Source organism: Devosia sp. Leaf64 (assembly GCF_001421945.1).
GTDB lineage: Bacteria > Pseudomonadota > Alphaproteobacteria > Rhizobiales > Devosiaceae > Devosia.
Window position 1 is genome coordinate 134,096 of the sequence record NZ_LMLO01000006.1, and the last position, 25,541, is coordinate 159,636.

A 25,541-nucleotide genomic window follows, 5' to 3' on the forward strand; every position below is an offset into this window, starting at 1 on the left:
AAACCGTCTTGCGACCGGCAACAAGGTAAACTCTGCCCTCGACAATCCCTCGAGCTTCTTCACTGCCTCGGCACTCAACAGCCGCGCCGCCGACATGAGCAATCTGCTCGACTCGATGGCTTCGGGCATCAAGGTCATCGAAGCCGCCAATAACGGCATCACCGCACTGACCAAGAACCTTGAATCCATGCAGTCGACCCTGCGTCAGGCTCGCCAGGACAAGTCGTTCCAGACCAAGTCGTTTGAAGTCAACGACAACACCAAGATCAACCTTGGCGGCGGTCAGTTCGGCGATCTCAATGCCGACATCAGCCTGGCAACTGCAACGGTTCCTGGCGTCAAGTCGGTGCTGACCACCGAAGCCTCTGCAGCCTATCTCGGCCCCCAGTCGACAACTGCCTCGGCAACTGGCGCTGGCGCTCGCTCCGTGATCTCGCTTGCTGGCGGTTTTACTGCCGGCGACGAATTCACCGTTGCTGGTGTTGACGTAACGGCGGGCGCAGACGTGACTGCAGCGGGTCTTGCAGCAACGATCACCACCGCTCTTGCTGGTAGTGCATCGACGGCTGGCAAGTACACCGTCTCGGTTGGTGCTGCAGGCAGCGACAATGCTGGCAAGATCATCATCGAAACCGTCGACACCTCGGCCGCTGCTGCCGCTATCGACTTCGATCCTGCCGGTGCTGCGCAGACTGCCACCGCAGCCGTCAAGGGCACGACCGAGTTCAACTACTCGGCCGTTCCTGGATCGATCAACGTTGCTGGCCAGAACATTGCCACCGGCGCAAACTTTGCCGACTTCGTCGACAACCTCAAGGCTGGTGCTGAAGCGGGCAAGTACACCGTCGAAGCCGACGCGGCCACAGGCAAGATCAAGCTGACCAACACCGAATATGGCGCTACCGTTCCGACGGTCACCGGTATTCCGACGGCCGTTGCTGGTTCTGCCAGCGTCGATACCATCGAGATCACGACGGGTGCTGCCATTGGCGATACCTTCAAGATCGACGATGAGACCTACACCTTCACCGCTGCTCCAGGTAGCGCTGACGCGACTGCCGCAGAACTGCGTGCGTGGATCAACAGCAACGCCACGCTCAGTGCAAAGTATGCATCGAGCGTTTCCACCGATACCATTACGCTGACCGAAAAGTCTGGCGCCAAAGGTTTCGCGGGTACCGGCCCCACCGTCGCAGTGACCGGCACGGTCGCCCAGACATCGGCCAACACCACGCCTGGTGTAACGACCGTTAACGGCCGCACTGATACCACGGGCATCGTTGGTACGTCGGTCGAAGCCGTCGCTGCTGAAAAGGCGACCTTCACCGTTTCCTACGATGGCAAGACTGCCAACGTTTCGATCGGTGGCGTAAAGGGTGGCGTAGGTTCGGCTGTCAACGCTCTCGACATCAAGAACTGGCAGGATGCGACCATCGCATCGGTCAATTCCGATCTCGAAGCCAAGGGTATCACGGGCGTTGAGGCCAAGTTCGACGAAGCTGGCAAGTTCCAGCTCGTTGCCAAGAACGCTGAAGCCAAGACCCTGGCTGTCTCCGGTGACGATGCTGTTGCACTCTTCGGCACCAATGGTGTGAACACCGGCGTTGCTGAAAAGAGCCAGCTCAACTCGACCAAGACCGTCGACAAGTTCGTCGAACTGATCAACCGCGACCATGGCGGCAAGGTTCGTGCTTCGAACGACAACGGCAAACTCCGTATCGAAAACCTGTCGACCCAGGCTCTCGATATCGGTGTCGATACCAATGGCAACGACGCCGTCACTGCCCTCAAGATCGATGGCAACAACGTTCGTGCGAACCTGTCCAAGCAGTTCAACGAACTGCGCGACCAGCTCGACAAGCTCGGTGATGACGCGTCCTTCAACGGTATCAACCTGCTTCGTGGCGACAAGCTGAAGATCACCTTCAACGAGTCCGGCACGTCCTCGATCGACATCCAGGCCAAGGATGCCAACGGCAACGTTCGCGGTATCAATGCCTCGAACCTCGGTGTTGAAAGCCTTGTCGCTGAAGACCTCGACACCGACGAAAAGATCGACGCGTTCCTGACCAAGCTCTCTTCGGCTCTGACCGAACTGCGCTCGCAGGCTTCGGCCTTCGGTTCGAACCTGTCGTCTGTCGAAAACCGTCAGTCGTTCACCAAGAACATGATCAACACGCTCGAAACCGGCGCGGCGAACCTGACCTTGGCGGACACGAACGAAGAAGCGGCCAACCTCCTCGCTCTCCAGACCCGTCAGCAGCTGTCGTCTTCGGCTCTGTCGATGGCCTCGCAGCAGGACCAGGCTGTGCTGCAGCTCCTGCGTTAATCGCAACAAAGCAAGCATTTCGGGGGCGGCGGTGTCGCCCCCGGTCTTACCCAGAAGGAAAGACGATGGCGCTCAAACTCACTGTCAAACCCGGCGAGACGTTCTTTATCGGCACCGCCGAAATCAGCGTGCAGTGCGATGCGATCGTCAATGTTCTGGTGGGCGGTCATGCGCCCATTTTGCGTTCCGACGACCATGTTGACGCCAAAGAGGCGACGTCCCCCGCCATGCGCCTGCGCTATGCCGTGCAGCAGATGTATCTGACGAGCGATATTCCGGGACACCATATCGATTATTTCGAGGCCGCCCAGGCGCTCCTCGCCGAGGCGCCGCAGCATGCGGGGCTGGTGGCTGAGGTCAATGGTCTGCTGATCAGCGGATCGAGCTACAAGGCAATCAAGCTTTTAAAAGTCTTGTCCAATCCCGAGCTGACCGAAACTCGCGCCAAGCTCAAGCTGGTGGGTTGAGCTATGACCGCATCCCCCCGCGGCGCCGTGACGCCATCCAGCCAATCGAACACTGCTACGCTGATCGCCCGCAATATAGTGCGCCTCCGCGATGAGCGGCAAATGTCCGCCTCTATCCTCGCGCTGCGGACGGGTTGGGCGGTATCGCGGATCGCAGCTATCGAAGCAGGCGATGCCGCTGCGCTTGCACTCGACGATATCGACGTTCTGGCTAGGGCCTTCGTCGTGAGACCAGCAGAGCTTTTTGCCTGAGCGCTAGGCCAACTCGGTTTCGGGTGCGGGCTCCTCAGTCGCCTGGCGCGAGAGGGCCATTTCGGCGTTGAACACCAGGCCATTGTCCGAGCTGAATTTGCAGGTGCCATCCATCTGCGCGACCGCACCACGAATGATGCGCATGCCCATGCTGCGTGGGCTTGGCTCGGTATCGAGGCCCTTGCCATTGTCCCGGAAGACGAGGTGCGAAACTCCGCTGGCGTCGCGCGACAGTGACACGCGGATTTCACCCGGACGACCATCGGCAAAGGCATATTTGCAGCTATTGGCGGCGAGCTCGGTAAGGAGCAGGGCAAGGGGTGTCGCGTGGTCGCGATCGACGGGGATCGCATCGAGCGCGTAGTGGACGCTCGCCGAGGAGCCATAGGTTTCGAGCGCCTTGCCGATAATGGCGGGGATGAACTCGGCAGCGTCGATATCTTCGTAGCGGTCCTGACTATAGATATGCTCGTGCATCGCGGTCATGGCGGCAAAGCGCCCTTCGAGGTCGCGCTTGGCCTCTTCGGGAATGTCCTGCATCCGCACCAGCGCCTGGATCGAGGCGAGATTGTTCTTCACCCGATGGTGGATTTCACGCAGCAGCATGGTGTTGAGATCGGCTGATTGTTGCAGCAGCCGATTGCGCTCGGCGCCGCTACGCAGAAGTTTGACGATCCACACGCAGGCAAGGATCAGCCCGATCAGCACCGGCGACACGATCAGGAGTACCGCGAGAATGGCGCCGTGGAAGGTCTGCCAGGAGGGATTTGAGGCAATTGCGGCCAGCGCAACGATATCGGCGCTTTCGACCTTGCGGTAGCTCACGATGCGGGCAATGCCATCGATGGGCGAGGCCACAGAAGCATAGGTGCCGCGGTCGCTCTGCGGCAAGTATTGGGTAAAGAGCGCATGCTGGCTGAGGTCGAGCGCAGTATCGGAGGGTGGACTGCGGCCCATCAATTGCCCATCGCCACGGATGAAGCTGACCGACGAACCTTCTGGCAGGTCGAGCGCGTCGAGAATCGTCGTGAGAAGGGATTCGGGAAACGAGATCATGATCGCGCCGGCAAAGACGCCGTTGCGCTCGACCCGTCGGCTGAAGACGAAAATCGGGTTCTTGGTGGTGCGACTGATCAGCAGTGGTGACACGTAGGATGGCGCACCGGCCTTGAGAGCGGTGAAATATTCCCGATCGGCCACCGAAACCTGCGCAGCGCCCGGCACGGTGGCAAAGATCGTATTGGCGGCAGCGTCGATGACATAAGTGTCGGCTGCATCGGGCAGGCCATCGAGCACGGATTCGATGCTGGCGTCGCTTCCGGTCAAGGCCGGGCCAAGCGCGGCATCGACGCGGCGCAGGGTCTGGTCGGCGAGTTCGGTGATCCAATAGGCATTGGTCGAAACAACCTGCGCCGCGCCCATCGAGCGCTCTTCAAGCCGCGCGCGGGTCTGTTCGGCACCGATATAGATAAAGAGCGCCAACAGGGCGACGAAAAGCCCCACCGCCGCCAGCATGGTTGCTATGGCAAGCTTGATGGCGAGACCTTGATTGGAGCCCTCTTCGACCCCCACTTTTCCCCCCGGTCAATCACCACTGCGATGGGTGTTTCACCGGGGATAATGTGTGAATCGCCGTACGCTTCCAAGCCCGAACTTTTGTTGGATTTGCTCTTTCAATCGGGGCGATCGAGGAGCGCGCCAAGTTGGTTGAAGAAATTGCGCCAGCCAGCCTGCGCGCCATGGAAGGCCTGGTCCTGATCCGGGCGGAAACCGGTCTGTTCCATGCGGAGCTGAGTGCCCGATGGGATCGGCGTCAGGGTCCACGTCACAGTGCTTTCAAGACCGTAGGCGTCCCAGGTGTAGGAGAGGGTTTTGTTGGGCTCGATCTCCCGGACCTTGCAATCGACACCGCCCCAATCAGCAGTGAAGCGGAATTTATGGCCCACTGCCGGAGCGAAATTATTGGCCATCAGCCACTCCTCGATGAGATGCGGCTGGGTCAAGGCGCGCCAGAGCTTTTCAGGGCCATGGGCGAAGTCGCGTTCAAGGATGACGGTGCGGATGTCGGGTACAGGGTCGGTCATCTCATCTCACTTGGCAAGATTGGCGGAAAGGGCGGCTTGGATCAGGGCGATAAAACCCTCCTCGTCGATCGGCTCGCCCTCGCGAAAATCAATGGCGCGACGCGTGCCGCCGGTGAGGCTCGAATTGAAAATGCCCTTGGGATCAAGAAGCGATGCCCCTTTGGGGAAGGTGGTCTTGACGGCCGCCTTATAGGCTTCGCCGGTGCAGATGATGCCACCATGCGACCAGACGGGATTATCCCATTTCCACTCTTCGACGACGTCCGGATCGGCTTGCTTGATCAAGGCCCGGATGCGGGCGAGGGTTTCGCCGCGCCAGCCGCCAAGGCTTGCGATACGCGTGTCGATCAGCGCGCTGGCAGCGGCCGGGTCTGGCTTCTCCGTCATGGTCTTTCTCACAGCTTTCGCCGGGCAGGAGCACGGCTTGTTTGATCCAGGCAGTCAGGCGATCGGTATCGATCCCTTGAGCTTCGCCGATATCGTGATACCGCACCCCCGGCACTTTCGAGGATTTTTCGGGCAAGGGGTCGAGTTCGGTGCCGTTAAAGAAGGTCAGGCGCACATAGGTCTTGAAGCAATGCATGCTGAGAAACCAGGTGCTGCCATCGAGCCCATAAAGCGGCGTGTTCCATTTGACGGCTTTCTTGACGCCAGGGATGGTGGAGACGACCAATTCATCGACCGCGCGGACGATACCGTGCTTCCAGCCGGGCACTGCCGCGATGTAAGACGCGACCGGTGCATTACCAACACCCTTGGGGATTTGCGGATTGTCGCCCGAAAGCAGTTTGACGTTTGAGGCGGCGCTCATTGGTCCATCCTTCCGAGCAGATCCTCGAGCGCATCGAAACGCTCGTGCCAAAAGGCATTCATCTCGCGCGTCCAATCGGCGAGCGGGCCAAGCGCAGCGGTCCGGGCGCGATAGTGGGTTTGGCGCCCATCGACGCGCCCTTCGACGAGGCCGGCCTCGCGCAATATTCCCAGATGTTTCGAAACCACCGGCTGCGACACGCCTGCACCACGGGTCAAAGCGACGACCGTGCACTCGCCCTCACGGCAGAGGCGCTCGAAAAGAGCGCGCCGCGTCGGATCCGCCAGGGCCTTGAAGAGAGTGTCAGTCGCGAGTTGCAAAATACATATCCATTTGGCTATGGATTATTCATAGCTCCGTGGCTATTTGTCGTCAAGGGCACGACGGTGTTGCCAGACCATTGCAAAATTACTTAGCTTGATGTGACGTCCCGCCGAGATATCGAAGTCACCATCCTCCTGACAGCAAGAGAAGAAAAATAGAAATTGATGTAATTGAGGGTGGCTGCTGAACATCTCATTTACATCCTTGCCGCATTGTTTGGCTGAGGCTGGGGTGCTGAAATGACGGGCGGGGAAACAGAGCAGCTTTTGCGGCTGCAGACCGAGGTTCTGGAGGCGGTGGCGCAAGGCGAGACTTTGCCCGCAATTGCCCGGATGCTTTGTCTGCGTGCAGAGCAATTGGCGCCTGGTGTCATCTGCTCGATTCTGCTGGTCGAAGACGGTGTGGTGCTTCGGCCTTTGGCGGCGCCTACTTTGCCACAGGTCTATACCGATCAGATCGATGGCTTGAAGGCGGGGCCCAAGGCTGGTTCGTGCGGCACGGCGGTCTATCACAAGACGGAAGTCGTCGTTTCCGACATTGCAATCGATCCGCTCTGGGACAGTTTTCGTGCCCATGCCGAGCCGCATGGTTTGCGCGCCTGTTGGTCGAACCCCATTATCAACCACGCCGGCAGGGTCGTCGCGACATTTGCCTTTTACTATCGCGAGCCGCGCGGGCCATCCGATCTGGAGCGGGACATCGTTGCGACCTGCGTGCATCTTTGCGCGCTTGCCATCGAACATGAACGCATCCGCGAGCGCAATTTCCGGCTCGCCTATTTCGATGTATTGACCGGGCTCGCCAATCGCGGCCGTTTCAACCAGCTTCTCTCCGATGTGATCGACGACGAACAGCCTTTTGGCTTGATCCTTCTCGATATCGATCACCTCAAATCGGTCAATGACACCATTGGCCACGCTGCAGGCGACCGGCTGATCGCGACGGTTGCGTCGCGCCTCAATTCTGTGAACGACAAGCTCGTGCCGTGCCGGCTCGGCGGCGACGAGTTTGCCGTTATCGTGCGCGGTTGCGATAGCCATGAACTGCTTGAACACTGGGGCAGTCTATTGTGTGACGCGTCGACCGGCATGGTGGAGATGGGCGGGCAGACCTTTGAAGCGCATGTCACCATGGGTGGCGCGCTGTTCGGGGTTGATGGCATTACGGCGAGCACGCTGATCCAGAATGCCGATTTCGCGCTCTATCACGCCAAGCAAGCCCGCCGCGGCGGCTATATGGCTTTCCATTCCGATCTCCGCACCCAGATGACGCATCGCCATGCGATGGTGCGAGAGGTCGATCAGGCACTGCTCGAGAACCGCATCGAGCCGCACTATCAGCCCATCGTCAACATCACGACCAATCAGATCGTCGGCCTTGAAGCCTTGGCGCGCTTGCGCATGCCGGATGGCGCTGTGATCTCGGCGGGTCAGTTTCACACCGCGCTCAGCGATCCGCGGATTGCCTATGAGATGACCGGACAGATGCTGACCCAGGTGGCGCGCGACATGCGCCATTGGCTCGATGTCGGGCTCAATTTCCAGCATGTCGGGGTCAATGTCACGACCGGGGATTTTCTCCGCGGCGATCTTGCCGACCGCATCATCGACATATTCGGCCGCGCTTCGGTGCCGCTCAGCCATATCGTACTCGAGGTCAACGAGGCCGTCTTCATGGGCGGCAGCGATAAGATCGTGCCCAATGCCGTCGAGGCCTTGCGGGCGCGCGGCATTCTCGTGGCGCTTGACGATTTCGGTACCGGTTTCGCGTCGCTGACGCATCTTCTCAGTTTTCCGGTCGATATCATCAAGATCGACCGGTCCTTCGTCACGCGGCTTGGGGTCGATGGACCGAGCGAGGCGCTGGTGTCAGGGATCGTCGATATCGCGCACAAGCTCGATATGCGCACCGTGGCCGAAGGGGTCGAGCGTGAGGAGCAGGCCGAGATGCTCCGCCGTCTCGGCTGCAATCTGGCACAGGGCTATCTCTATGCAAGGCCGGTCCCGGCGCGGGTCTGCACCAGCATGCTCGAAGCCTATGGGCAAACGCCGGGCGACAGCCGCAAGACTGCCTGAAGCGCCAAACTTGTCCTCCCAAAGCTGGTGACAGGACGATGACAGGGAGCAGCGCATAGACTGCCTCTCACGAACGCAACGTCGTTCGCCTTTGTTCTGGGAGGATCTATGAACAAGCTGCTTCTCGCGGCGCTGGTTTCCGGCGCCCTGTCCGTGTCCGCATTCGCGGCCGACTATACCATCATGGCCCCTGCGGCCCCCGGCGGCGGCTGGGACCAGACCGCCCGCTCCATGCAGGAGGCCCTGACGGCCGATGGCATTTCGGGCAATGTGCAGGTGACCAACGTTCCTGGCGCCGGCGGCACGATCGGTCTCGCCCAGTTCGCAACGCAGGACGCCGGCAATCCCGACGCTCTGATCGTCGGTGGCTATGTGATGGTTGGCGCCATCCTGACCAATATGGCCCCCGTCACCCTCAACGACGTGACCCCGATTGCGCGCCTCACCGGTGAAGCCGTCGCCATCGTTGTTCCCGCTGCTTCCGACATCCAGACGCTTGACGATCTCATCGCCAAGCTCAAGGAAAATACCGGGTCGGTCTCTTGGGCCGGTGGTTCGGCCGGTGGCGTCGACCACATCACGGCTGGCCTCATCGCCAAGACCATTGGCGTCGATCCGACCCAGGTCAACTACATCGCCTATTCCGGTGGTGGCGAAGCCCTCGCTGCAATCCTCGGCAATCAGGTGACCGTGGGTATTTCCGGCATCAGCGAGTTCTCTTCGCAGATCGCCGCCGGTGAACTGCGTCTCCTCGCCGTCTCGTCCGAAGATCGCGTGCCGGGTATCGATGGGCCGACGCTCAAGGAAGCCGGTGTTGATCTCGCTGTGCAGAACTGGCGCATGGTCGCCGCTGCGCCTGGGATCACCGACGAGCAGAAGGCGTCGATCACTGCCGACATCAAGAAGATGGCTGAATCGGACGCTTGGAAGAAGACGCTCGAAACCAAGGGCTGGGTCGATACCTATCTCGATGGCGAAGCCTTCGACACGCAGCTTGCAGCGGATATCTCGGCCACCGAGGCTATCCTGAAAGACATTGGCCTGGTGCAATGAGCGCTGGCAGCACCAATAGCACGCGCCGCCCCGATGGGGCGGCGCTCGTCATCGCGGTCATTCTAGCCGCCATTTCGATCATCATCTTCTGGCAAACCAGCCAGATGCGCGTGCCCCCCGTGCAGCAGCGCGTCGGCCCGACCGTCTTCCCCTATGTGGTAGCAACCGGTCTCGCATTCCTTGCCATCGGCACGGTTGTCTCCGCCTTCCGCAATGGTTTTCCGGCGCGCAGCAAGGACGAGTTCGGCCCGATCGCATGGATCGTCGGCGGCCTTGTTGCGCAGATCCTGCTGCTTTCGATCGCAGGCTTCTCGATTGCGACGGGCGTTCTGTTCGCGCTGACCGCCAAAGGCTTTGGCCGCGGCCCGCTTTGGCAGACCATCCCGATCGGTGTCGTCTTTGCGTTTATCGTCTGGTTTCTCTTTGCTCGCGGGCTGCAGCTCTCACTGCCGCAGGGGCCGCTCGAGCGCTTGCTGACCACGGGGAGTTTCTAAGAAATGGGAACTTTCGAACTTCTCGCCCAGGGCCTTCTGGCGGCTCTGCAGGTCCAGAACCTCCTTTATGCGCTGATCGGCGTGACCCTCGGCACGGCCGTCGGCGTTCTCCCCGGCATCGGGCCGGCGCTGACCGTGGCGCTGCTTCTGCCCGTCACCTATAAGCTCGATCCGGCCGGTTCGCTGATCATGTTTGCCGGCATCTATTACGGCGGCATGTATGGCGGCTCGACGACCTCGATCCTCCTCAACACGCCCGGCGAAAGCGCTTCGATCGTCACTGCGCTCGAGGGCAACAAAATGGCCCGCAAGGGCAGGGGCGGCCCGGCTCTCGCCACAGCCGCCATCGGCTCCTTCGTCGCCGGGTTGATCGCCACGCTTGGCCTTGCCTTCGTAGCGCCCTTCGTCGTCAAATTTGCGCTGGCTTTTGGTCCTGCGGATTATTTCGCGCTGATGGTTTTGGCCTTCATCACCGTCTCTGCTGCCTTCGGCGACAGCGCGCTGCGGGGGCTGACCGCGCTCTTTATCGGGCTTGGCCTTGGGCTCATCGGCATCGACCAGCAGACCGGCCAGACGCGTCTGGCTTTCGGTGTGCTCGATCTGCTCGATGGCATCGAAGTGACGACGCTCGCGGTGGCGCTCTTTGCCATCGGTGAAACGCTGAAAACCGCGACCGATCCCGAGCAGATCAAGGCCGAGGTCATGGCGGTCAAGGGTTCGGTCTGGATGACGATCGACGACTGGAAGCGCTCCTGGGCTTCCTGGCTGCGCGGCACCTTTATCGGCTTCCCGATCGGCGCCATGCCGGCCGGCGGCGCCGATGTCGCAAGCTTCCTCTCTTATTCCGCCGAAAAGACCTTTGCCAAGAATCCAGAGGAATTCGGCCATGGCGCGATCGAAGGCGTCGCCGGTCCGGAAGCGGCCAACAATGCTTCGGCCGCCGGGACGCTCGTGCCGCTTCTGACCCTCGGCCTGCCGACGACGGCAACCGCGGCGATCATGCTCGCCGGCTTCCAGCAGTTCGGCCTCCAGCCCGGACCATTGTTGTTCGCCAACAATGCGCCGCTCGTCTGGTCGCTGATCGCGAGCCTGCTCATCGCCAATTTCATGCTTCTGGTGCTTAACCTGCCGCTGATCGGGCTTTGGGTAAAGCTGCTCACCATTCCAAAACCCTGGCTCTATGCCGGCATCCTGGTCTTTGCGACGCTCGGCACGCTGGGCGCCAATGGCGCCATGTCCATGGGTTTTGGGCCAGTGCGCATTTCGTTCGAACTGGTGCTGCTGCTGGTCTTCGGCATTCTCGGCTATCTCCTCCGCCGCTTCGGCTATCCGATCGCGCCGGTGGTGGTGGGCCTGATCCTTGGTCCCATGGCCGAGCAACAATTGCGCCGTGCACTTTCGATCAGCCAGGGCGATCCGGGCATTCTCTTCCACTCGCCGATCTCGCTGGTGCTCTATGCTCTGGCGATCATCGCCGTTGCACTGCCCTTCATCCTCCGCATGCGCGGTAAGGGTGATGTGCTGAACCAGTTGGCGAGCGACGAAGATTGATTACTTAGGCTCGGCCTTCATGGCCGGGCTGTCTCAGGTGTGCGCTGAAGCCGCCTAAACCCCTATTGTCAACCTGGCTTCAAGCCGGGATGACAGCGGTGGGCTGCTGAGGCTTCTACAATCTCTTCCCACCCATGCGTTCAGTGCATGGGTGAATTACTCCAAAGCACCCCAAAAAACAAAAGCCCGGAGGCCAGGGAGGGAGACTGGCATCCGGGCTTTCTGTGTCGGCTACTTGCGCTGCAGGTCGCCTGGCGTTTTACCGAAGTAAAAGCCAGGAGGTTGGCGCCCTGCGCAGCTTAGTGGCCGGTCGATGGGAAGTCGGTCGGGTTAATGCCGAGGGTCCGCAGGTGCTTGGCCTTGGGCGCCCGGCCTCCTTCGACGGCAGCCGAAACCGCAACGGCACTGCCGAAAACGGTGACGAAGGTGTCGAGGGTCGCAAAGAACTTGTTCTTGCGCGGGGTGCTCATGGTGGTCTCCTGTAATGGACCCTGGATCATCCCGGGCCGCTTCCATGACACCTAAATGAGCCTTGATGGCCTCAAGCGGTAGTGCGGCTAACCTCAGTCCAGCTATGCGCTGGGCGAATGGGGAAAGAACCGGCGGGGGCAAGGCGCTTGTTGAGATAGACCGTCGTGCCGCCCATGAAGGCTTCGGTCTGCTCCACCTCGTAGCCGAGCTTTTGATAGAGCGCGACATTGCTCGTAAAGGCGGCATTGGTCAGGAGGCGGATGGTATCGAGCTCGGCGTGGCGCGCCAGCTGTTCGGCAAGGATCATCAGCGACTGGCCGTGGCCGCGACGCTGGTGGTGCGGATGAACGGCGAGGTTTTCGATCCAGAGATGATCGGCGCAGGGGCAGGTCTGGAGAAGGCCGGCAAGCTGACCATCGACCGTCAGCAGATCGAAGCGGAAATCATGGATGGCTTCGCTATAGTCGGCGAGCATTGGACGCGGTTCTCGGCCGATAACGGGTGTCCACTTGGCATAGGCAGCCCGAACGAGCGAGCGAATAGCCGGTGCGTCTTCCGGGGTGGCCGTTCTGAAGGCGACGAACTGAGGAGGCATAAAGCAAATTCCGAAAACTAACGACCTGCCGAACGGTTGGCGCCTCTATGCATGAGTCGAATGACGGGGTGACGAACCCCGCCCGTTCGCGCCTGCACGCGCCTTAGTTCGACTTGAACTCGCAAACAAAACGCCGAAGTTCCAAACCGGATGCATGTTGACAAATATTTGTTTCAGTTGATGTTTTTGCAGTTTTGAGGGCTTGATCGGAGTTCGGGCTGTTCTGGAAACGCGGGATTCGAGGAGGGCCGCCCAAAAGAAAATCCCCGCTTTCGCGGGGATTGCTGCAGACCGGACGACGTTGAGGGCCGTTAGCCGCCAAGGCTGGGCAGGGTCAGATCGCCCGAGGTCAGCTTACTGGCCGTGATCGCGGCATCGGCCTTTTCGCGCGGCAGTTCGAGGCTGGTCCAGACGCTGACGAGCGCATGGCGCAGCTCGAAGATCATCTCGTCGGTGTGGAGCGGGGTCGGCGTGATGCGGAGGCGCTCCGTGCCCTTGGGTACGGTTGGGTAGTTGATCGGCTGGATATAGATATTGTGCTTGTCGAGCAGCATATCGCTCGCAGCCTTCACCGCCCGCGCATCGCCGACGATCAGCGGCACGATATGGGTCGAGGTTTCCATGACGGGCAGGCCAGCATCGGCCAAGATCGCCTTGGTCAGCCGCGCCTGACGCTGGTGCATCATGCGCTCCTGGCCATTGCCCTTGAGGTGTTCAATCGAGGCGCGCGCGGCGGCGCAGAGCGCGGGGGGCAGGGCGGTGGTAAAGATGAATTCGGGCGCATAAGAGCGCACGGCATCGATAATGGCCTTATTGGCAGCGATATAGCCGCCCATGACGCCAAAACCCTTGGCCAATGTGCCTTCGATGACGTCGATGCGCTCCATCAACCCGTCGCGTTCGGCAATGCCGCCGCCGCGCGGGCCATACATGCCCACGGCATGGACTTCGTCGATATAGGTCAGCGCGCCGAATTCCTCGGCGAGGTCGCAGATTTCCTTGATTGGGGCGATATCGCCATCCATCGAATAGACGGATTCGAAGGCGATCAGCTTAGGGCGCTTGCGATCGACTTGGGCGAGCAGTTCGCGCAGATGCGCGACATCATTGTGCCGGAAAATCTTCTTTTCCATGCCCGACTGACGCACGCCCTGGATCATCGAGGCGTGGTTGAGCTGATCGGAAAAGATTACGCAATCGGGGAGAAGCCGCGCAATGGTCGAGAGCGCTGCTTCATTCGAGACAAAGCCCGAGGTGAAGACGAGAGCCGCTTCCTTGCGGTGAAGGTCGGCGAGCGAGCGCTCAAGCTCGACCAAGGGGCGATTGGTGCCCGAGATATTGCGCGTGCCGCCGGCCCCGACGCCGAGCTTGCCCGCGGTTTCCTGCATCGCCTTGACGACTTTATCGTGCTGGCCCATGCCGAGATAATCGTTGGAGCACCAGATGGTGATTTCGCGGGCATTGTCGGCATCGTCGCGATAGAGCGCTTTGGGGAAGCGGCCCGCGATGCGCTCGAGATCGGCAAAAACGCGATAGCGCTTTTCTGCCCGCAGCGTGTCCACTGCATCCTCGAAAATACCGCGATAGTCCATGGGTCGTTCCTTTACGCCTGCCGGTGGGGTCGGCAGGAATGCCATTCTGGCTCCGTCGCACCTTCACTAAAAGCGCCAAGCCTTATTTGACATAGGTCAATTCGACGCGCGGACTAAAGACACATGTCCGCTATTCGAGAACCATTCTAAAGTTTTGAGGGTGATCTGCCAACTGGTGAATTGCCCCGTTGACGCAGTTTGGCCAGAGCGCTTTTTCGCGATGCGATCACTCCTTTTATGGTGCTCCAGCCACCCCGTTGCAGGAACGTCTGGACTGCGCTTAAATCCCCTCTGTGCCAAGGGGGAACGGCACGGAGGGGACATCGTGAAAAGCTTCTCGTCGTCAAGCTTTGCCGGCCAGCATGCCGATGCGCTGACACTGGCTCATGCCGCAGTCAGACGCGATCCGCAGGCCCTATTCACCGACTTTCAGTGGTTCCTGTACGAGGGCCGCGACACGGTGTTTTTCACCGCCTTTTCGACCGAGACTTACGACAAGGACAGCCTTGCCAATATGGTGGCTGAAATGGTTGCCTTGGCGCCGCAGCTGACCCACGGCTTTGTCGGCGCCGAGCCCGGCCAACCTTTCCCAAAGCATCTGCTCGATGCTATCACCTCGCTTGAAATCGTCGACGATTTCGACGGCTTTCCCGACAAATGGCTCAGCAAATCGACCGACATTTTCGAGCGGGACGACCTGCCACTGTTCCGTGTCATGGCGGCGGTGCGCCGTGATGGGCCGGACGCACAAGGCCGCGCGGCGGTATTGCAGGTGCGATCGAGCCACGCCCTGCTCGAAGGTTCGGATTCGGCGCTCTTGACCCGCTCGTCTGCCGCCGGGCACGGAGTGCAATCGGACAAGACCAACAAGCTACCTTTTGGGACCCGGCTCAAAAGCGCGTTGCGCGGTGGCATGACCGCTTTCATCTATCTGGTCCTTGCCAACATCCTTGCGCCCAAGGAACAGCCCTGGGGTTTTAAAACCCTCGCCATCGAGCGGCACCGGCTGCGGCTTCTGGCCAACAAGCTCGGCGTGCGTCAGCGCTCGCTGATGTTCGCGCTCGTCACCCATGCGCTCAATGGCGAGGGCGCGGAAAAGCTGATGAGCAAGAAGGTGATCGGCGCGGCCTACACCATGCTCGACACCAAGCGGAATAATGCCGACGACGACTTCTTCCGCGTGCGGGCCCTCGAAGCCAAATTCCAGGTCATGGACGATTTCGTCGACTATGTCCGCGCCGTCGACAACACCGTTGCCGGCATCGAGCAGAAGGACATCACCTCGTTCCAGGTGATGATCATGGCCATGTTCAAGGCCATGCGCACGCTCAATCGCTTTATTCCCGCGCTACCCAACAAACGCTTCTGGCGCTTTAACGGCGGCATGCACATCGTGCTGACGCTCGTACCGCCGCACCGCACCTATGGCCCCATGACCCACGGCATGATCGAGCCGCTCTATTGCGGCGCCTGGCATGCGGCGGTCAATATCTGCACCTTCTGCCCCGGCCGGGATTATGTGACGCTCAATTTCTCCATGGAACAGCGCCACCTCGCCAATGTGGAGAAGATCCTGGCGCTGCTCGATCATGTGGAGCGGCGAGACGTGACGCCGCATCAGATGGCGCCAAGCGTCGAGCGGTTGCGTTGAGGGCGTGGTTTAGAAGGGAAGAGCATTTGGGGGATTGGAGAGCGAACCTAGGAAGGGTGGCGTTGGCATTGCGCATCTTTCTTGTCGCGGTCGCCATTGGCGTCTTTGTTCATTTCGCACTGTGGTTTTGGTTTCCGGGTCCGGCCTTCATCTTCAGGCCGGAAGTGTTGGGGCCAATGCTTGGCCCGGCACTTCTGCCGGCTGCGGTCGTTACACTTTTCGTCGCGGCATCCGACCGGTTCGACGAATGGCTCTGGGTCGTCGGGCTAAGCGTTTTAATCTTCGCCATTGAACAGGCCGTCTTTGGGACGTGGCGCAGCGTTCTCGACGACACTTACGGATTTGAGTTCATTTATCTCACGCCGATCCTCGGCGGCCTTCCGCTCGCGCTGATCAGTTATGCCGCGGCTGTCGGCTGGTCGGAACGCTAGACAGAGCGGAGACAATGCAAGGCATCGCGCTGTCTCGGGCGTTTTACGAAGAGATCGTCGCGCCCTTTCTGACCTCGGCGGCACCGGGTCTGCCCTATGCGGCGGCGTTGATCGGCTATGGCTCGGAACTGCTGGGCTTTGATGATGAGCAATCGAAGGACCACAATTGGGGTCCGAGGGTGCACATTCATCTCTCGGAAGCGGATTTTCGCGCTCAGGCCCAGCCGCTCCTTGCAGCCTTTGCCGGTGTGGTGCCGGAGACATTTGCCGGCGAGCCGATCCGCTGGCGGGCGCGGCCGCATCCGGCGGCCAATGGTCCTGATGCTGCTGGGGCAATCGAGCACGGGCTTGAATTTCATACACTTGAGGGGCGGCTCGATGCTCATTTCGGCCTTCGTTCGCTCGAAAACCTGACGCCATTAGACTGGCTCGGTTTTCCCGAACAAAAGCTGCTGGCCTTTACGGCTGGCGCAGTTTTTCACGATGGCGATGGCCGCTTGACGGCGGCACGGCAGGCGCTCGCTTATTTCCCCCACGATGTCTGGTACTATCGTATCGCCTGCCAGTGGCGGCGGATTGCCGAGGAGCAGGCCTTTGTCGGGCGCGCGGGGCAAGCGGGCGATGATCTGGGCTCGCGCCTCGTCGCGGGCCGGTTGGTCCGAGATGTCATGGCGCTGGGTTTTCTCCTTGAGCGGCGCTATGCGCCTTATGCCAAATGGTTCGGCACAGGATTCTCACGCCTGCCGATCGCTGCTGTGCTGACGCCGGACCTTGACGCGGCATTGCAGGCCATGGCGTGGAATGAACGCGGCGAAGCGCTGGCCCGAGCCTATCTCACGCTCGCCACTGTCCAGAAGGAGCGAGGGATCGCGCCCTTTGCGCCTGTTATCGGCCCATATCACGAGCGCCCCTTCGTCACCATCAATACCGACGACGCGTTGAAAGCGGCCATGGCAGCGATCAAGGATCCGGGGCTGCGCTCGCTGCCGATCATGGGCGCGATCGACCAGGCCAGCGACCTGACCCCGCTCCTCGTTGATGCGGCGCGGTCGCAACAGGTGACGCGGCAGTTGCTCGGCTGAAAGCGTGCATCGGGCTAATTTGGCCCGCGTTCATCCAATGTTCAGCATCTTCGCCCCATCACGCTCCTGCCGTATTCCACAGCCAATCAAGGCCAGATTTAGATTCCTTCGGGGGAAAAGATGAAGTCCAAGGTTCTCGTCGCGCTTGCAGCCACCCTGGCGCTCAGCGCTTGCACCACCACCAATCCCTATACCGGCCAGTCCCAGCTTTCGAACACGGCAGGCGGCGGCCTGATCGGTGCCGGCGGCGGCGCCATTGCGGGCGCCATCGTCGGCGCGGCAGTCGGCGGTGATCCGCGCGTTGGCGCGCTGATCGGCGCTGGTGTCGGTGGCCTCAGCGGCGCGGCTATCGGCTCCTATATGGATCAGCAGGAAGCCGAGCTGCGCGCACAGCTTCAGGGCACCGGCGTTTCCGTGACCCGCGTTGGCGATCAGGTTATCCTCAACATGCCGTCCAACATCACCTTCGCGACCGACCAGTCGACGGTGCAGCCACAGTTCAACCAGACCCTGGTTTCCGTGGCGCTCGTGCTCAAGAAGTTCGACAAGACCATCGTCGATGTGTACGGCCACACCGACTCGACTGGTAGCGCGCAGCACAATAACGAGCTCAGCCAGCGCCGCGCCGTTTCGGTCGCGACGATCCTGTCGAGCCAGGGCATCGACCAGCGCCGCTTCTATATCGAGGGCAAGGGCGCTTCGAGCCCGATCGCGTCGAACGCCACCGAAGCAGGCAAGGCGCAGAACCGCCGCGTCGAAATACAGATTTCGCCGATCCGCGGCTGATCGGTTCTACTCAAAAGAAAACGCGGCCCGATGGGCCGCGTTTTTGTTTGTGGTTACGGAGTGCTTATTGCGTCGTAACCTGTTCGGCGACGGGCTCAGCGGTCGGCGTGCCCGGCTGCACATCGGTGCCCGGTGCGCCCGAAAACATCTGCATGGCGAGAACTAGCGCGATGACGATGCCAAGGCCGATCAGGCCATAGAGCCACCAATTGGTCGGGCTGGTGCCGCCGATAGCGGCTTCCGCATCGCCGGTGGCATGAATGGCTGAATCGGGCGGCACATCGATGCGCGATCCCTTTTCATCGACGAGAAAATCGACATTGGCGCTGCTTGCAACCGGCGGAACGTCCTGGCTGGCCATCAGAAATCTCCCTTGAGCACGGTTTCGGTGCCAACGCCGTCCTGCACGCCCTCGCGCACATGGGTGATGGCTTCATCTACTTCGCCGGCGGTAAAGCCGAATTCCTTGCCTTCGGCCGCGGCGCTCGTCGCGTCGGCCTTGAGCTGATTGAGCAGGTCGAGCTTTTCACGCGCGGTGAAGAGGCTGTGCTGGGCAATCTGCATGGGGGTCAGGTTATCGCGTCCAGTCATCTGGGCGATGAGACTACCGAGAACCATGTCCTTCCTCCGCAAACAATTTGAGTGTTGCCAAGGAAATGTTCTGGCGTGGCGGACAGTTCCATGCAGTCAAAGTGCCGGCCCGGATTAACTGGGCTTTGAGACTCTCTTGGGCATGCTTTCATCGGGCAGGGGCGCAAGAATGAGCAGCTTCGTAAGCTTTCTGATTTCGGCGGAGCAGCAGCGCAGGGTGAGAACCGCGCTGTGGGTGCTGAGCTTCGTGCTGCTCTTTGCCATGACCATGCTTCTCGTCTTCCGCGATCTGCGCCAGGGCATGGGAAACGAAGTGGCCCGCGCCATGGAAAGCGTAACCCGCGCGCGTTCGGCCTCGACCCAGACGCTTGGGGTGATGAACGAGGAACTGACGGCCGATATCTGCTCGGATGCCTATATTTCTCAGCTCCGCCGCGTCGCCTTCCTGCCCGATGGCATCAACGAACTCTTCTATTTTGAGAATGGCCGGATCCTTTGTTCGGCCAATAATGGGCGCCTTGAGACGCCACAAATGCTCGAAATGGCCGACATTCCGGCTACAGATGATATGCCGACCCTTTGGATCGATCGGGATCTCGGACTTCTCGGCCTTCCGGGCATGCGCGGCATTTTTGCCGTGGATGGCAATTTCGGGCTCGTCCTCCCCATGAGCAAGCCGGCACGGGTTTCGACCGATGCGCTCGATATGCAAGTGGTCATCCACGCAACCGACGGCCGCTATTGGCCAATCGGCGGGAATGACGGGCTTTATGCTCAAGCCGTGGCTGAGAAGACCGGGCCCTTCGCGCTGATCGAGTCGGGGCTGACGGATGTGCAGTGTGATCTTGGCGGGCTCAACTGCATCGCCGCGCGAGCGGCGCCGACCTATGTTATCGCGCGCGGTGCGCCCATGCTGGCACTCGGCGCCTTGGTCAGCGCTATTCTGGCGACCTGGCTTTCCGGCAGGGCCTGTCAGTTGCTTGCGCACCGCTGGTCGTTCGAGCAGCGCTTTCTCCGCCAGCTTAAGGCAGGGCAGGGGCTCGAATGCGCCTATCAGCCGCTCTATGGTCTCGATGATGATCGGATCGTCGGCTGCGAAGTGCTCGCGCGCTGGCGCGACGTCGATGGCGCTATGGTCTTTCCCGACCGGTTCATTCCACTGGTCGAAAAACACCGGCTGACCATGCCATTCACAGCCAACATCGTCGCTCACGCCTATGCCGATCTCTTGGCGATCATGGCGCCTGGCCAGCGCCTGCAGGTCAATTTCAATATCTTCCCGCAAGATCTCAACGCTGCGCTGCTGCTCGAAATCTTTGCGCCATTTCTGATGCCCGATTCCGCCTTCGATCTCGTCATCGAGATCGTCGAAACCGGCGCCATCGATCTGAGCACGGCACAGGCCGAAATCGAGCAATTGCGCCGCTATGGCGCCCGCATCTACATCGATGATTTTGGCTCGGGCTATTCGTCCATGCATACCCTTGCCGGGCTTTCGGTCGATGGCGTCAAGCTCGACCGCAGCTTTGCCATGGCGCCGGAAGGGTCGGTCATGGCCAATATGCTCGATCACGCGATCGATCTCGTCCAGGCGGCTGGGCGCAAGGTCGTTGTCGAGGGCGTTGAAAGTGCAGTTTGTCTCGCTCGCCTCAAAAATACCGGCAAAGTCGATATCGCTCAGGGCTACTATATCTCGCGCCCGCTCAATCCGCCGGCCTTTGCCCATTTCCTTGCCGAAGAAGAGCGCTTTTGCGACAAAACCACCCGGCTTGTCGCATGATCACAAAACCTTTTGTCTGCAACTCCACGCGATAGGTCGCGTTTTCCGGTCTCATCCGAACCAAGGAGGACCAAAATGGCCTATGATGACGTTCGCACCGCAGACGCCAATGTCAAAGAAACCCATGACCTGATCGCCTCGGACAAGGTTGAAGGCACCAAGGTCTATGACCCCAACGGCGAGCATATCGGCTCGATCGAACGCATTCTCGTCGAGAAGCGCTCGGGCCAGGTATCCTACGCTGTTCTCAGCTTTGGCGGCTTCCTCGGCATCGGCAACGATCACTATCCGCTGCCCTGGTCCAAGCTCAACTATGATGAAGGTCTCGGCGGATACCGCGTCGATGTGACCAAGGACCAGCTCGAAGGCGCACCGCGCTATGAGCGCGAAGACGACGAGTACTGGACCGAAGAGAACGGCCGTCGCGTCTACGACTATTATGGCGTCACGCCGTACTGGATCTAGATTTTTCTCTTGGCGGCCGGAACCTTCCGGTCGCCTCGCCCGTTTAATGACCAGTCCCTTTGTTGAAGATTTTTCATCGATTTTATATTGCGGCCGGCACCTTTGGGTTCCGGCCTTTTTATTTGGTCGGCCGCGTACTGCGCCCCGATTGGTTGGCAAGCCCGCTGATCGTTGCGCGCAGCGCTGCGGGTTTTACGGGTTTCGTGACAACGAGAATGCCGCGATCCTCGGCGAGAGCCCGGACGGCCGGGCTGCGATCAGCGGTGACGAGCGCCGCCGGCAGATGCCCGCCGAGATTGTGCCGCAGCCATTCGATAGCATCGAGGCCCGACGTTTGATCGAGGTGATAGTCCATCAGGACAAGATCAGGATACCAGCCTTCGAGGAGCCGCTCGCGGTCGATCTGCTTGAGCGATAGAGCGACGCGCACATCGCAGCCCCAATGTTCGAGCAAGCCCTGCATGGCTTCGAGAATGGCCTTTTCATTATCGACGCAAAGCACTTTGAAATTGAGCGTGCCGACCTGGTCCTCATAAGACAAGCGCCGTTCGCCCTGTGCCGGGCGCGCATTGCGCACGATGGGCAGATAAAGCGAAAAGCGCGACCCGCGACCCTCGCGGCTGTCGAGTTCGAGCGTCAGATCGAGTGCCGTCACGAGGCGCTGCACGATGGAAAGGCCAAGGCCCAGCCCCTGCGCCATGCGGGCCGCTCGGTCGAGCCGGGAGAATTCGGCAAAGACCAGGCGATGCTGGTCTCGGTTGAAGCCGATGCCGGTATCGACGACGTCGAGCCTGAGGCGATTGCCCCGGCGCCGCAGGCCGACCAAAACCTTGCCGCCCGCCGGAGTATATTTGATGGCATTGGACACAAGGTTCTGGACAATACGGCCAACAAGCGCGCGATCGGCCATGACCGTTGTGCGCGTCGGCACGATCCGCAGCTTCACATTATGCTCCCGGGCAAGGGGCGCGAATTCCACCTCGGCCTTGCGCAACAGTTCCTGGACGGCGACGGGCGTCGGCGCGGGTTTGAGATTGCCGCTGTCGATGCGCGAAATATCGAGCAGCGCCGACATGATCTCCTCGACCGCGGTAAGCGAGGCTTCGATCGAGGTCGCGAGTTCGGCAAAGGCGGTGGATTTCGCGCGCTCGATCAGTGTCGAGGTGTAAAGCCGCGCGGCATTGAGCGGCTGCAAGAGGTCATGGCTGGCGGCCGCGAGAAAGCGCGTCTTGTCATGATTGGCTGCGTCCGCCTTGGCGCGGGCAACTTCGAGCTCGCTATTGAGCCGAGTCAGGTCTGCCGTGCGCTGCTCGACGCGGCCCTCGAGCGTCTGGTTGATCCTTTCAAGTTCCCGCTCGGCTTTGACGCGCGCCGTGACATCGGTAAAACTGACGACGAGCCCGCCATCGGGAAGGCGGCTCGAATGAAATTCCAGCACCTGACCGCCATTGCCCATGCGCTGGGTCACGGTGATTGGCGCTGACGTCAGCACATTGATGCGCTCGATAGCGAGCCTCGCCGCATCGCCAACCCCGAAATCGCCTCGCTCCGCCAGAAAGAGAGCGATGTCGAACAGCGCTGTTCCCGCGCGCACCAGATCCTCGGGCACGGCAAGCAGCATATTGTAGCGCCGATTGGACACGACGAGCCGTAGGCCCGGATCGAACACCGCGACGCCTTGCGGCAGATAGTCGATGGCAAGCCGGATGCTGGCCGAACTGTCGGCAAAGGATGGCGTCATGGGAAACCGGAAGCTGAAACTGCTGGCTGTTTATCGGCCTCCACAGCACAGCGTGCAAGTTCGACAGACGGACCATTGCAAAACGGCGCAGGCTCGGAAATGCTGGCACTCCTGCCGCGTCATGCAGAAGCGGCTCTTTGAGGGATCGGGAGGGTCGAACCCATGAGCGTATTGAAGGAATTCCGGGATTTTGCCGTCAAGGGCAATATGATCGATCTCGCCATCGGCGTGATCATCGGCGCCGCCTTTGGCGCCATCGTCTCATCCATCGTCGACGATATCTTCATGCCGCTGATCGGCTTGATCATCGGCGGCATCGATTTTTCCAATCTTTTCGTTGTCCTTTCCAATCCCGACAATGTTGCCGTGCCGTCCGTCGCTGCTGCCAAGGCCGCTGGCGTTTCGACGCTCAATGTCGGCCTCTTCATCAATGCCGTGGTGAAGTTCACCATCATCGCCTTCGTGCTCTTCCTCGTCGTCAAGGGCATCAACAGCCTCAAGCGCGAAGCGGCCAAGGAACCAGTCGAAACGACGCCTGCGCCGACCAAGGAAGAAGTGCTGCTCACCGAAATTCGCGACGCCCTGCGCGCGACACCGCGCATCTAGTCATCTCCGGGTTGGCCCGAATGGAGGCGCATTCCGTTCGGGCCGCACCACCAAAATCGCTTGCGTCTTGGAACTCTGAGAGAGGGCAGGGTTTTACATAGATCATATCGGCTGAGGTGCAGACATCCCTGGGGGATGGGCAGCCGGTTTGCGAGCGTCGATGTTCAAACCCTTCATCATCAACCCGCCGGTTTTCTTCGGCGCGTTGATCATCATCTTTCTCTTCCTCGCCGTCGGCGCACTTTTCCCCGCCAACGCCGAAGAGATTTTCCGCTCGCTCCAGGCAGGCATTCTCAACCAGTTCGGCTGGTTTTACCTGCTCTCCGTCGGCATCTTTCTCGTCGCTGTCCTCCTCATGTGCCTCGGACGCTTCGGGCGCTTGAAGCTCGGGCCGGATGACGCGACGCCCGATTTCAGCTTCGTCTCCTGGATCGCCATGCTGTTTGCAGCGGGCATGGGCATTGGCCTCATGTTCTATGCCGTCGGCGAGCCGATGACGCATTATATGGCGCCACCGACGGCCGATCCGCGCACCGCCGCGGCGATCCGCGAAGCGATGACGGTGACCTTCTTCCACTGGGGGCTCCATGCCTGGGCCATCTATGCGGTCGTCGGCCTCTCGCTCGCCTATTTCGGCTATCGCTACAATCTGCCATTGACCATTCGCAGCGGCCTCTATCCGCTGCTCAAGGAGCGCATCCACGGGCCGATCGGCCACGCCGTCGATATCTTCGCCGTGGTTGGCACCATGTTCGGTCTCGCAACTTCGCTCGGCACCGGTGCTTCCCAGATTAGCGCCGGATTCAACTATCTCTTTGGTTGGCCGATCGGACCTGAAGTCCAACTTCCGGTCATTGCTATCGTCACTGCGGCTGCCACGCTGTCGGTCACCACCGGACTTGATAAGGGCGTCCGCATTCTCTCCGAACTGAACCTCGTCGTCGCGATATTGCTTATGGTGTTCGTGCTGGCAGTTGGGCCCACTTCAGACTTGCTGCGCGACTTTGTCCAAAATCTTGGCCTTTATCTCGACACCTTGGTGCTGCGCACTTTCAACATCTATGCCTATAGTCCTACGCCGTGGATTGACGCGTGGACGCTGTTCTATTGGGCGTGGTGGATTTCGTGGTCGCCATTTGTGGGCATGTTCATAGCCCGCATCTCGCGCGGGCGCACGGTGCGTGAATTCGTCACCGCGGTGCTTTTCATCCCGGCTGGTTTCACCTTTATCTGGATGACGGTGTTTGGAAATACCGCGATTACCGTAGACATGGGCGTTGCCGCCGGCCAGCTTGGCACTGCCATCTCAAAGGATATTTCGGTTGGGCTTTTTCAGTTCTTCCAATATCTGCCTTTCCCGCTGATCACATCAACTTTGGCCGTCATTCTCGTCGCCATTTTCTTTGTGACCTCGGCAGACTCCGCCTCGCTCGTGATCGATGCCATCTCGGCAGGCGGGGAAACGGAAACGACAATAGGACAGCGCATTTTCTGGTGCGTTCTCGAAGGCGTGGTTGCCGCAACGCTGTTGCTGGCTGGCGGTCTCAGTGCGCTACAGGCGGTGACGGTCGCCAGTGCCTTGCCGTTCAGCATCGTCATGCTTGCTCTTGTCTGGTCGCTCTATGTTGGTATGCGGGCCGATCTTGCCCAGCAGGAAGCCCATGGCGGAAATGCACATGTACCAATGGCACAACCTGCCTCGGGGCTGACCTGGCAAAGACGCCTGGGGCTGATGATGCATGCTCCAACCAAAGTACAGGTCGAAAAATTCATTGCCAACCAAGTGCGGCCAGCGCTCGAACAGGTTGCAGCCGAACTGAGCTCCCGTGAACGCGAAACGCAGGTGGTGGAAGAAGCCAATGGTGCCATCGCCTTGCGCTCTCCGGCAGAAGGCGTACGCGATTTCGTCTACGGCGTAAGCTTGGTATCGCACCCGCAGGCCACACTGTCTCCCATGAGCGCGAAAATGCCCGAACAGCGCTACGAGGCCCGAACCTATTTTTCGAGCGGCGGGCGCGGATACAACATCATGGGCATGAATCGCGATCAGTTGATCGGAGATGTGCTTGTTCAGTTCGAGCGATATCTCGCGCTGGTGCAATCTCCGGAGGTGCAACTCATGCACGCCGCACCCGAGCACGAATCAGGAGTGTGATCGGCCACCAGAGCTAGGTAGCTGCTTTCGATTGCCGCCCACCGGAGGAGAGATTCCGTACATCCAAGTTAGGAATATCGTCATTGACACAAACAGAATAGGCAAATATACCTAAATATATAGGTAGTGGCCCCTACGTATTCATCCCAGATCGA

Annotated in this window: 26 protein-coding genes; 15 read left to right on the forward strand and 11 right to left on the reverse strand. The window is 60.3% G+C overall.

The window, feature by feature from the left end:
• The 3 genes from ASE94_RS04425 to ASE94_RS04435 all read left to right on the forward strand — a co-directional run.
• On the forward strand, positions 1-2,329 hold a 2,329-nt coding region (locus ASE94_RS04425), incomplete at its 5' end, for a flagellin (protein WP_200913589.1).
• Positions 2,330-2,394: 65 nt separating this feature from the next.
• A complete protein-coding gene (locus tag ASE94_RS04430) occupies positions 2,395-2,796 on the forward strand; it encodes a flagellar biosynthesis repressor FlbT (RefSeq protein WP_062629360.1) in 402 nt (133 codons plus the stop codon).
• A gap of 3 nt (positions 2,797-2,799) precedes the next feature.
• Positions 2,800-3,048, forward strand: a complete 249-nt coding sequence (locus ASE94_RS04435) for a helix-turn-helix domain-containing protein (RefSeq protein WP_061907675.1) — start codon at positions 2,800-2,802, stop codon at positions 3,046-3,048.
• A gap of 3 nt (positions 3,049-3,051) precedes the next feature.
• Here ASE94_RS04435 and ASE94_RS04440 read toward each other — a convergent pair whose 3' ends face one another.
• The 5 genes from ASE94_RS04440 to ASE94_RS04460 form a co-directional block, all read right to left on the reverse strand.
• A complete protein-coding gene (locus ASE94_RS04440) occupies positions 3,052-4,620 on the reverse strand; it encodes a cache domain-containing protein (protein ID WP_062629361.1) in 1,569 nt (522 codons plus the stop codon).
• A 101-nt stretch (positions 4,621-4,721) separates the two neighbouring features.
• Positions 4,722-5,132, reverse strand: a complete 411-nt coding sequence (locus ASE94_RS04445) for an SRPBCC domain-containing protein (RefSeq protein WP_062629362.1) — start codon at positions 5,130-5,132, stop codon at positions 4,722-4,724.
• Between the two features lie 6 nt (positions 5,133-5,138).
• The gene (locus tag ASE94_RS04450; protein ID WP_348270951.1) at positions 5,139-5,483 is read right to left on the reverse strand and encodes a DUF1801 domain-containing protein; all 345 of its coding nucleotides are present in this window, start codon (positions 5,481-5,483) and stop codon (positions 5,139-5,141) included.
• Positions 5,368-5,943 (reverse strand): DUF1801 domain-containing protein, encoded by a 576-nt coding sequence (locus ASE94_RS20555; RefSeq protein ID WP_348270949.1) that lies wholly within the window; start codon positions 5,941-5,943, stop codon positions 5,368-5,370. Before ASE94_RS20555 ends, ASE94_RS04450 begins: the two co-directional genes overlap by 116 nt.
• Positions 5,940-6,263 carry a metalloregulator ArsR/SmtB family transcription factor gene (locus ASE94_RS04460; protein WP_062629365.1) on the reverse strand — a complete coding sequence of 108 codons (324 nt, stop codon included), beginning with the start codon at positions 6,261-6,263 and terminating at the stop codon, positions 5,940-5,942. Before ASE94_RS04460 ends, ASE94_RS20555 begins: the two co-directional genes overlap by 4 nt.
• A 243-nt stretch (positions 6,264-6,506) precedes the next feature.
• Here ASE94_RS04460 and ASE94_RS04465 point away from each other — a divergent pair, with 243 nt between their 5' ends.
• From ASE94_RS04465 to ASE94_RS04480, 4 genes are all read left to right on the forward strand, one after another.
• Positions 6,507-8,342: an EAL domain-containing protein gene (locus ASE94_RS04465; RefSeq protein WP_062629366.1), complete on the forward strand. Its 1,836-nt coding sequence runs from the start codon at positions 6,507-6,509 to the stop codon at positions 8,340-8,342.
• A gap of 108 nt (positions 8,343-8,450) precedes the next feature.
• Complete coding sequence (locus ASE94_RS04470; RefSeq protein ID WP_062629367.1) at positions 8,451-9,395, forward strand: tripartite tricarboxylate transporter substrate binding protein; 945 nt, start codon at positions 8,451-8,453, stop codon at positions 9,393-9,395.
• The gene (locus tag ASE94_RS04475; protein WP_062629368.1) at positions 9,392-9,889 is read left to right on the forward strand and encodes a tripartite tricarboxylate transporter TctB family protein; all 498 of its coding nucleotides are present in this window, start codon (positions 9,392-9,394) and stop codon (positions 9,887-9,889) included. Before ASE94_RS04470 ends, ASE94_RS04475 begins: the two co-directional genes overlap by 4 nt.
• Before the next feature lie 3 nt (positions 9,890-9,892).
• Positions 9,893-11,440 (forward strand): tripartite tricarboxylate transporter permease, encoded by a 1,548-nt coding sequence (locus ASE94_RS04480; protein ID WP_062629369.1) that lies wholly within the window; start codon positions 9,893-9,895, stop codon positions 11,438-11,440.
• Positions 11,441-11,739: 299 nt separating this feature from the next.
• On the opposite strand, the gene ASE94_RS21195 is transcribed toward ASE94_RS04480, so the two are convergent.
• The 3 genes from ASE94_RS21195 to hemA all read right to left on the reverse strand — a co-directional run bounded on the left by ASE94_RS21195 (position 11,740) and on the right by hemA (position 14,098).
• Positions 11,740-11,910 carry a hypothetical protein gene (locus tag ASE94_RS21195; protein ID WP_164474163.1) on the reverse strand — a complete coding sequence of 57 codons (171 nt, stop codon included), beginning with the start codon at positions 11,908-11,910 and terminating at the stop codon, positions 11,740-11,742.
• A gap of 71 nt (positions 11,911-11,981) precedes the next feature.
• On the reverse strand, positions 11,982-12,506 hold the full coding sequence (locus ASE94_RS04490) for a GNAT family N-acetyltransferase (protein WP_082460914.1): 525 nt from the start codon (positions 12,504-12,506) through the stop codon (positions 11,982-11,984).
• A gap of 311 nt (positions 12,507-12,817) precedes the next feature.
• On the reverse strand, positions 12,818-14,098 hold the full coding sequence (gene hemA / locus ASE94_RS04495) for a 5-aminolevulinate synthase (protein ID WP_062629434.1): 1,281 nt from the start codon (positions 14,096-14,098) through the stop codon (positions 12,818-12,820).
• A 325-nt stretch (positions 14,099-14,423) separates the two neighbouring features.
• Between hemA and ASE94_RS04500 the strand changes: the two genes are divergently transcribed.
• The 4 genes from ASE94_RS04500 to ASE94_RS04515 all read left to right on the forward strand — a co-directional run bounded on the left by ASE94_RS04500 (position 14,424) and on the right by ASE94_RS04515 (position 18,048).
• Positions 14,424-15,749 (forward strand): hypothetical protein, encoded by a 1,326-nt coding sequence (locus ASE94_RS04500; RefSeq protein WP_062629371.1) that lies wholly within the window; start codon positions 14,424-14,426, stop codon positions 15,747-15,749.
• A 62-nt stretch (positions 15,750-15,811) separates the two neighbouring features.
• A complete protein-coding gene (locus tag ASE94_RS04505) occupies positions 15,812-16,180 on the forward strand; it encodes a hypothetical protein (RefSeq protein WP_062629372.1) in 369 nt (122 codons plus the stop codon).
• Positions 16,181-16,194: 14 nt separating this feature from the next.
• On the forward strand, positions 16,195-17,262 hold the full coding sequence (locus ASE94_RS04510) for a DUF4037 domain-containing protein (RefSeq protein ID WP_062629373.1): 1,068 nt from the start codon (positions 16,195-16,197) through the stop codon (positions 17,260-17,262).
• 120 nt (positions 17,263-17,382) lie between these two features.
• Positions 17,383-18,048, forward strand: a complete 666-nt coding sequence (locus ASE94_RS04515; protein ID WP_061907690.1) for an OmpA family protein — start codon at positions 17,383-17,385, stop codon at positions 18,046-18,048.
• A gap of 64 nt (positions 18,049-18,112) precedes the next feature.
• On the opposite strand, the gene ASE94_RS04520 is transcribed toward ASE94_RS04515, so the two are convergent.
• Positions 18,113-18,409: a hypothetical protein gene (locus ASE94_RS04520; protein ID WP_061907691.1), complete on the reverse strand. Its 297-nt coding sequence runs from the start codon at positions 18,407-18,409 to the stop codon at positions 18,113-18,115.
• Positions 18,409-18,666, reverse strand: coding sequence for a hypothetical protein (locus tag ASE94_RS04525; RefSeq protein ID WP_061907692.1), 258 nt, complete (start codon positions 18,664-18,666; stop codon positions 18,409-18,411). Before ASE94_RS04525 ends, ASE94_RS04520 begins: the two co-directional genes overlap by 1 nt.
• Positions 18,667-18,808: 142 nt before the next feature.
• Here ASE94_RS04525 and ASE94_RS04530 point away from each other — a divergent pair, with 142 nt between their 5' ends.
• Together ASE94_RS04530 and ASE94_RS04535 are read left to right on the forward strand one after the other, a co-directional pair.
• Positions 18,809-20,419: an EAL domain-containing protein gene (locus ASE94_RS04530; protein ID WP_062629374.1), complete on the forward strand. Its 1,611-nt coding sequence runs from the start codon at positions 18,809-18,811 to the stop codon at positions 20,417-20,419.
• Positions 20,420-20,494: 75 nt separating this feature from the next.
• Entirely contained in the window at positions 20,495-20,884 is a 390-nt protein-coding gene (locus ASE94_RS04535) for a PRC-barrel domain-containing protein (RefSeq protein ID WP_062629375.1), read from the forward strand.
• A 118-nt stretch (positions 20,885-21,002) separates the two neighbouring features.
• On the opposite strand, the gene ASE94_RS04540 is transcribed toward ASE94_RS04535, so the two are convergent.
• Positions 21,003-22,625: a hybrid sensor histidine kinase/response regulator gene (locus tag ASE94_RS04540; protein ID WP_062629376.1), complete on the reverse strand. Its 1,623-nt coding sequence runs from the start codon at positions 22,623-22,625 to the stop codon at positions 21,003-21,005.
• Between the two features lie 162 nt (positions 22,626-22,787).
• Here ASE94_RS04540 and mscL point away from each other — a divergent pair, with 162 nt between their 5' ends.
• Complete coding sequence (mscL, locus tag ASE94_RS04545; protein ID WP_061907696.1) at positions 22,788-23,231, forward strand: large conductance mechanosensitive channel protein MscL; 444 nt, start codon at positions 22,788-22,790, stop codon at positions 23,229-23,231.
• A gap of 160 nt (positions 23,232-23,391) precedes the next feature.
• Positions 23,392-25,386, forward strand: coding sequence for a BCCT family transporter (locus ASE94_RS04550; protein ID WP_062629377.1), 1,995 nt, complete (start codon positions 23,392-23,394; stop codon positions 25,384-25,386).
• Positions 25,387-25,541: the final 155 nt, after the last annotated feature.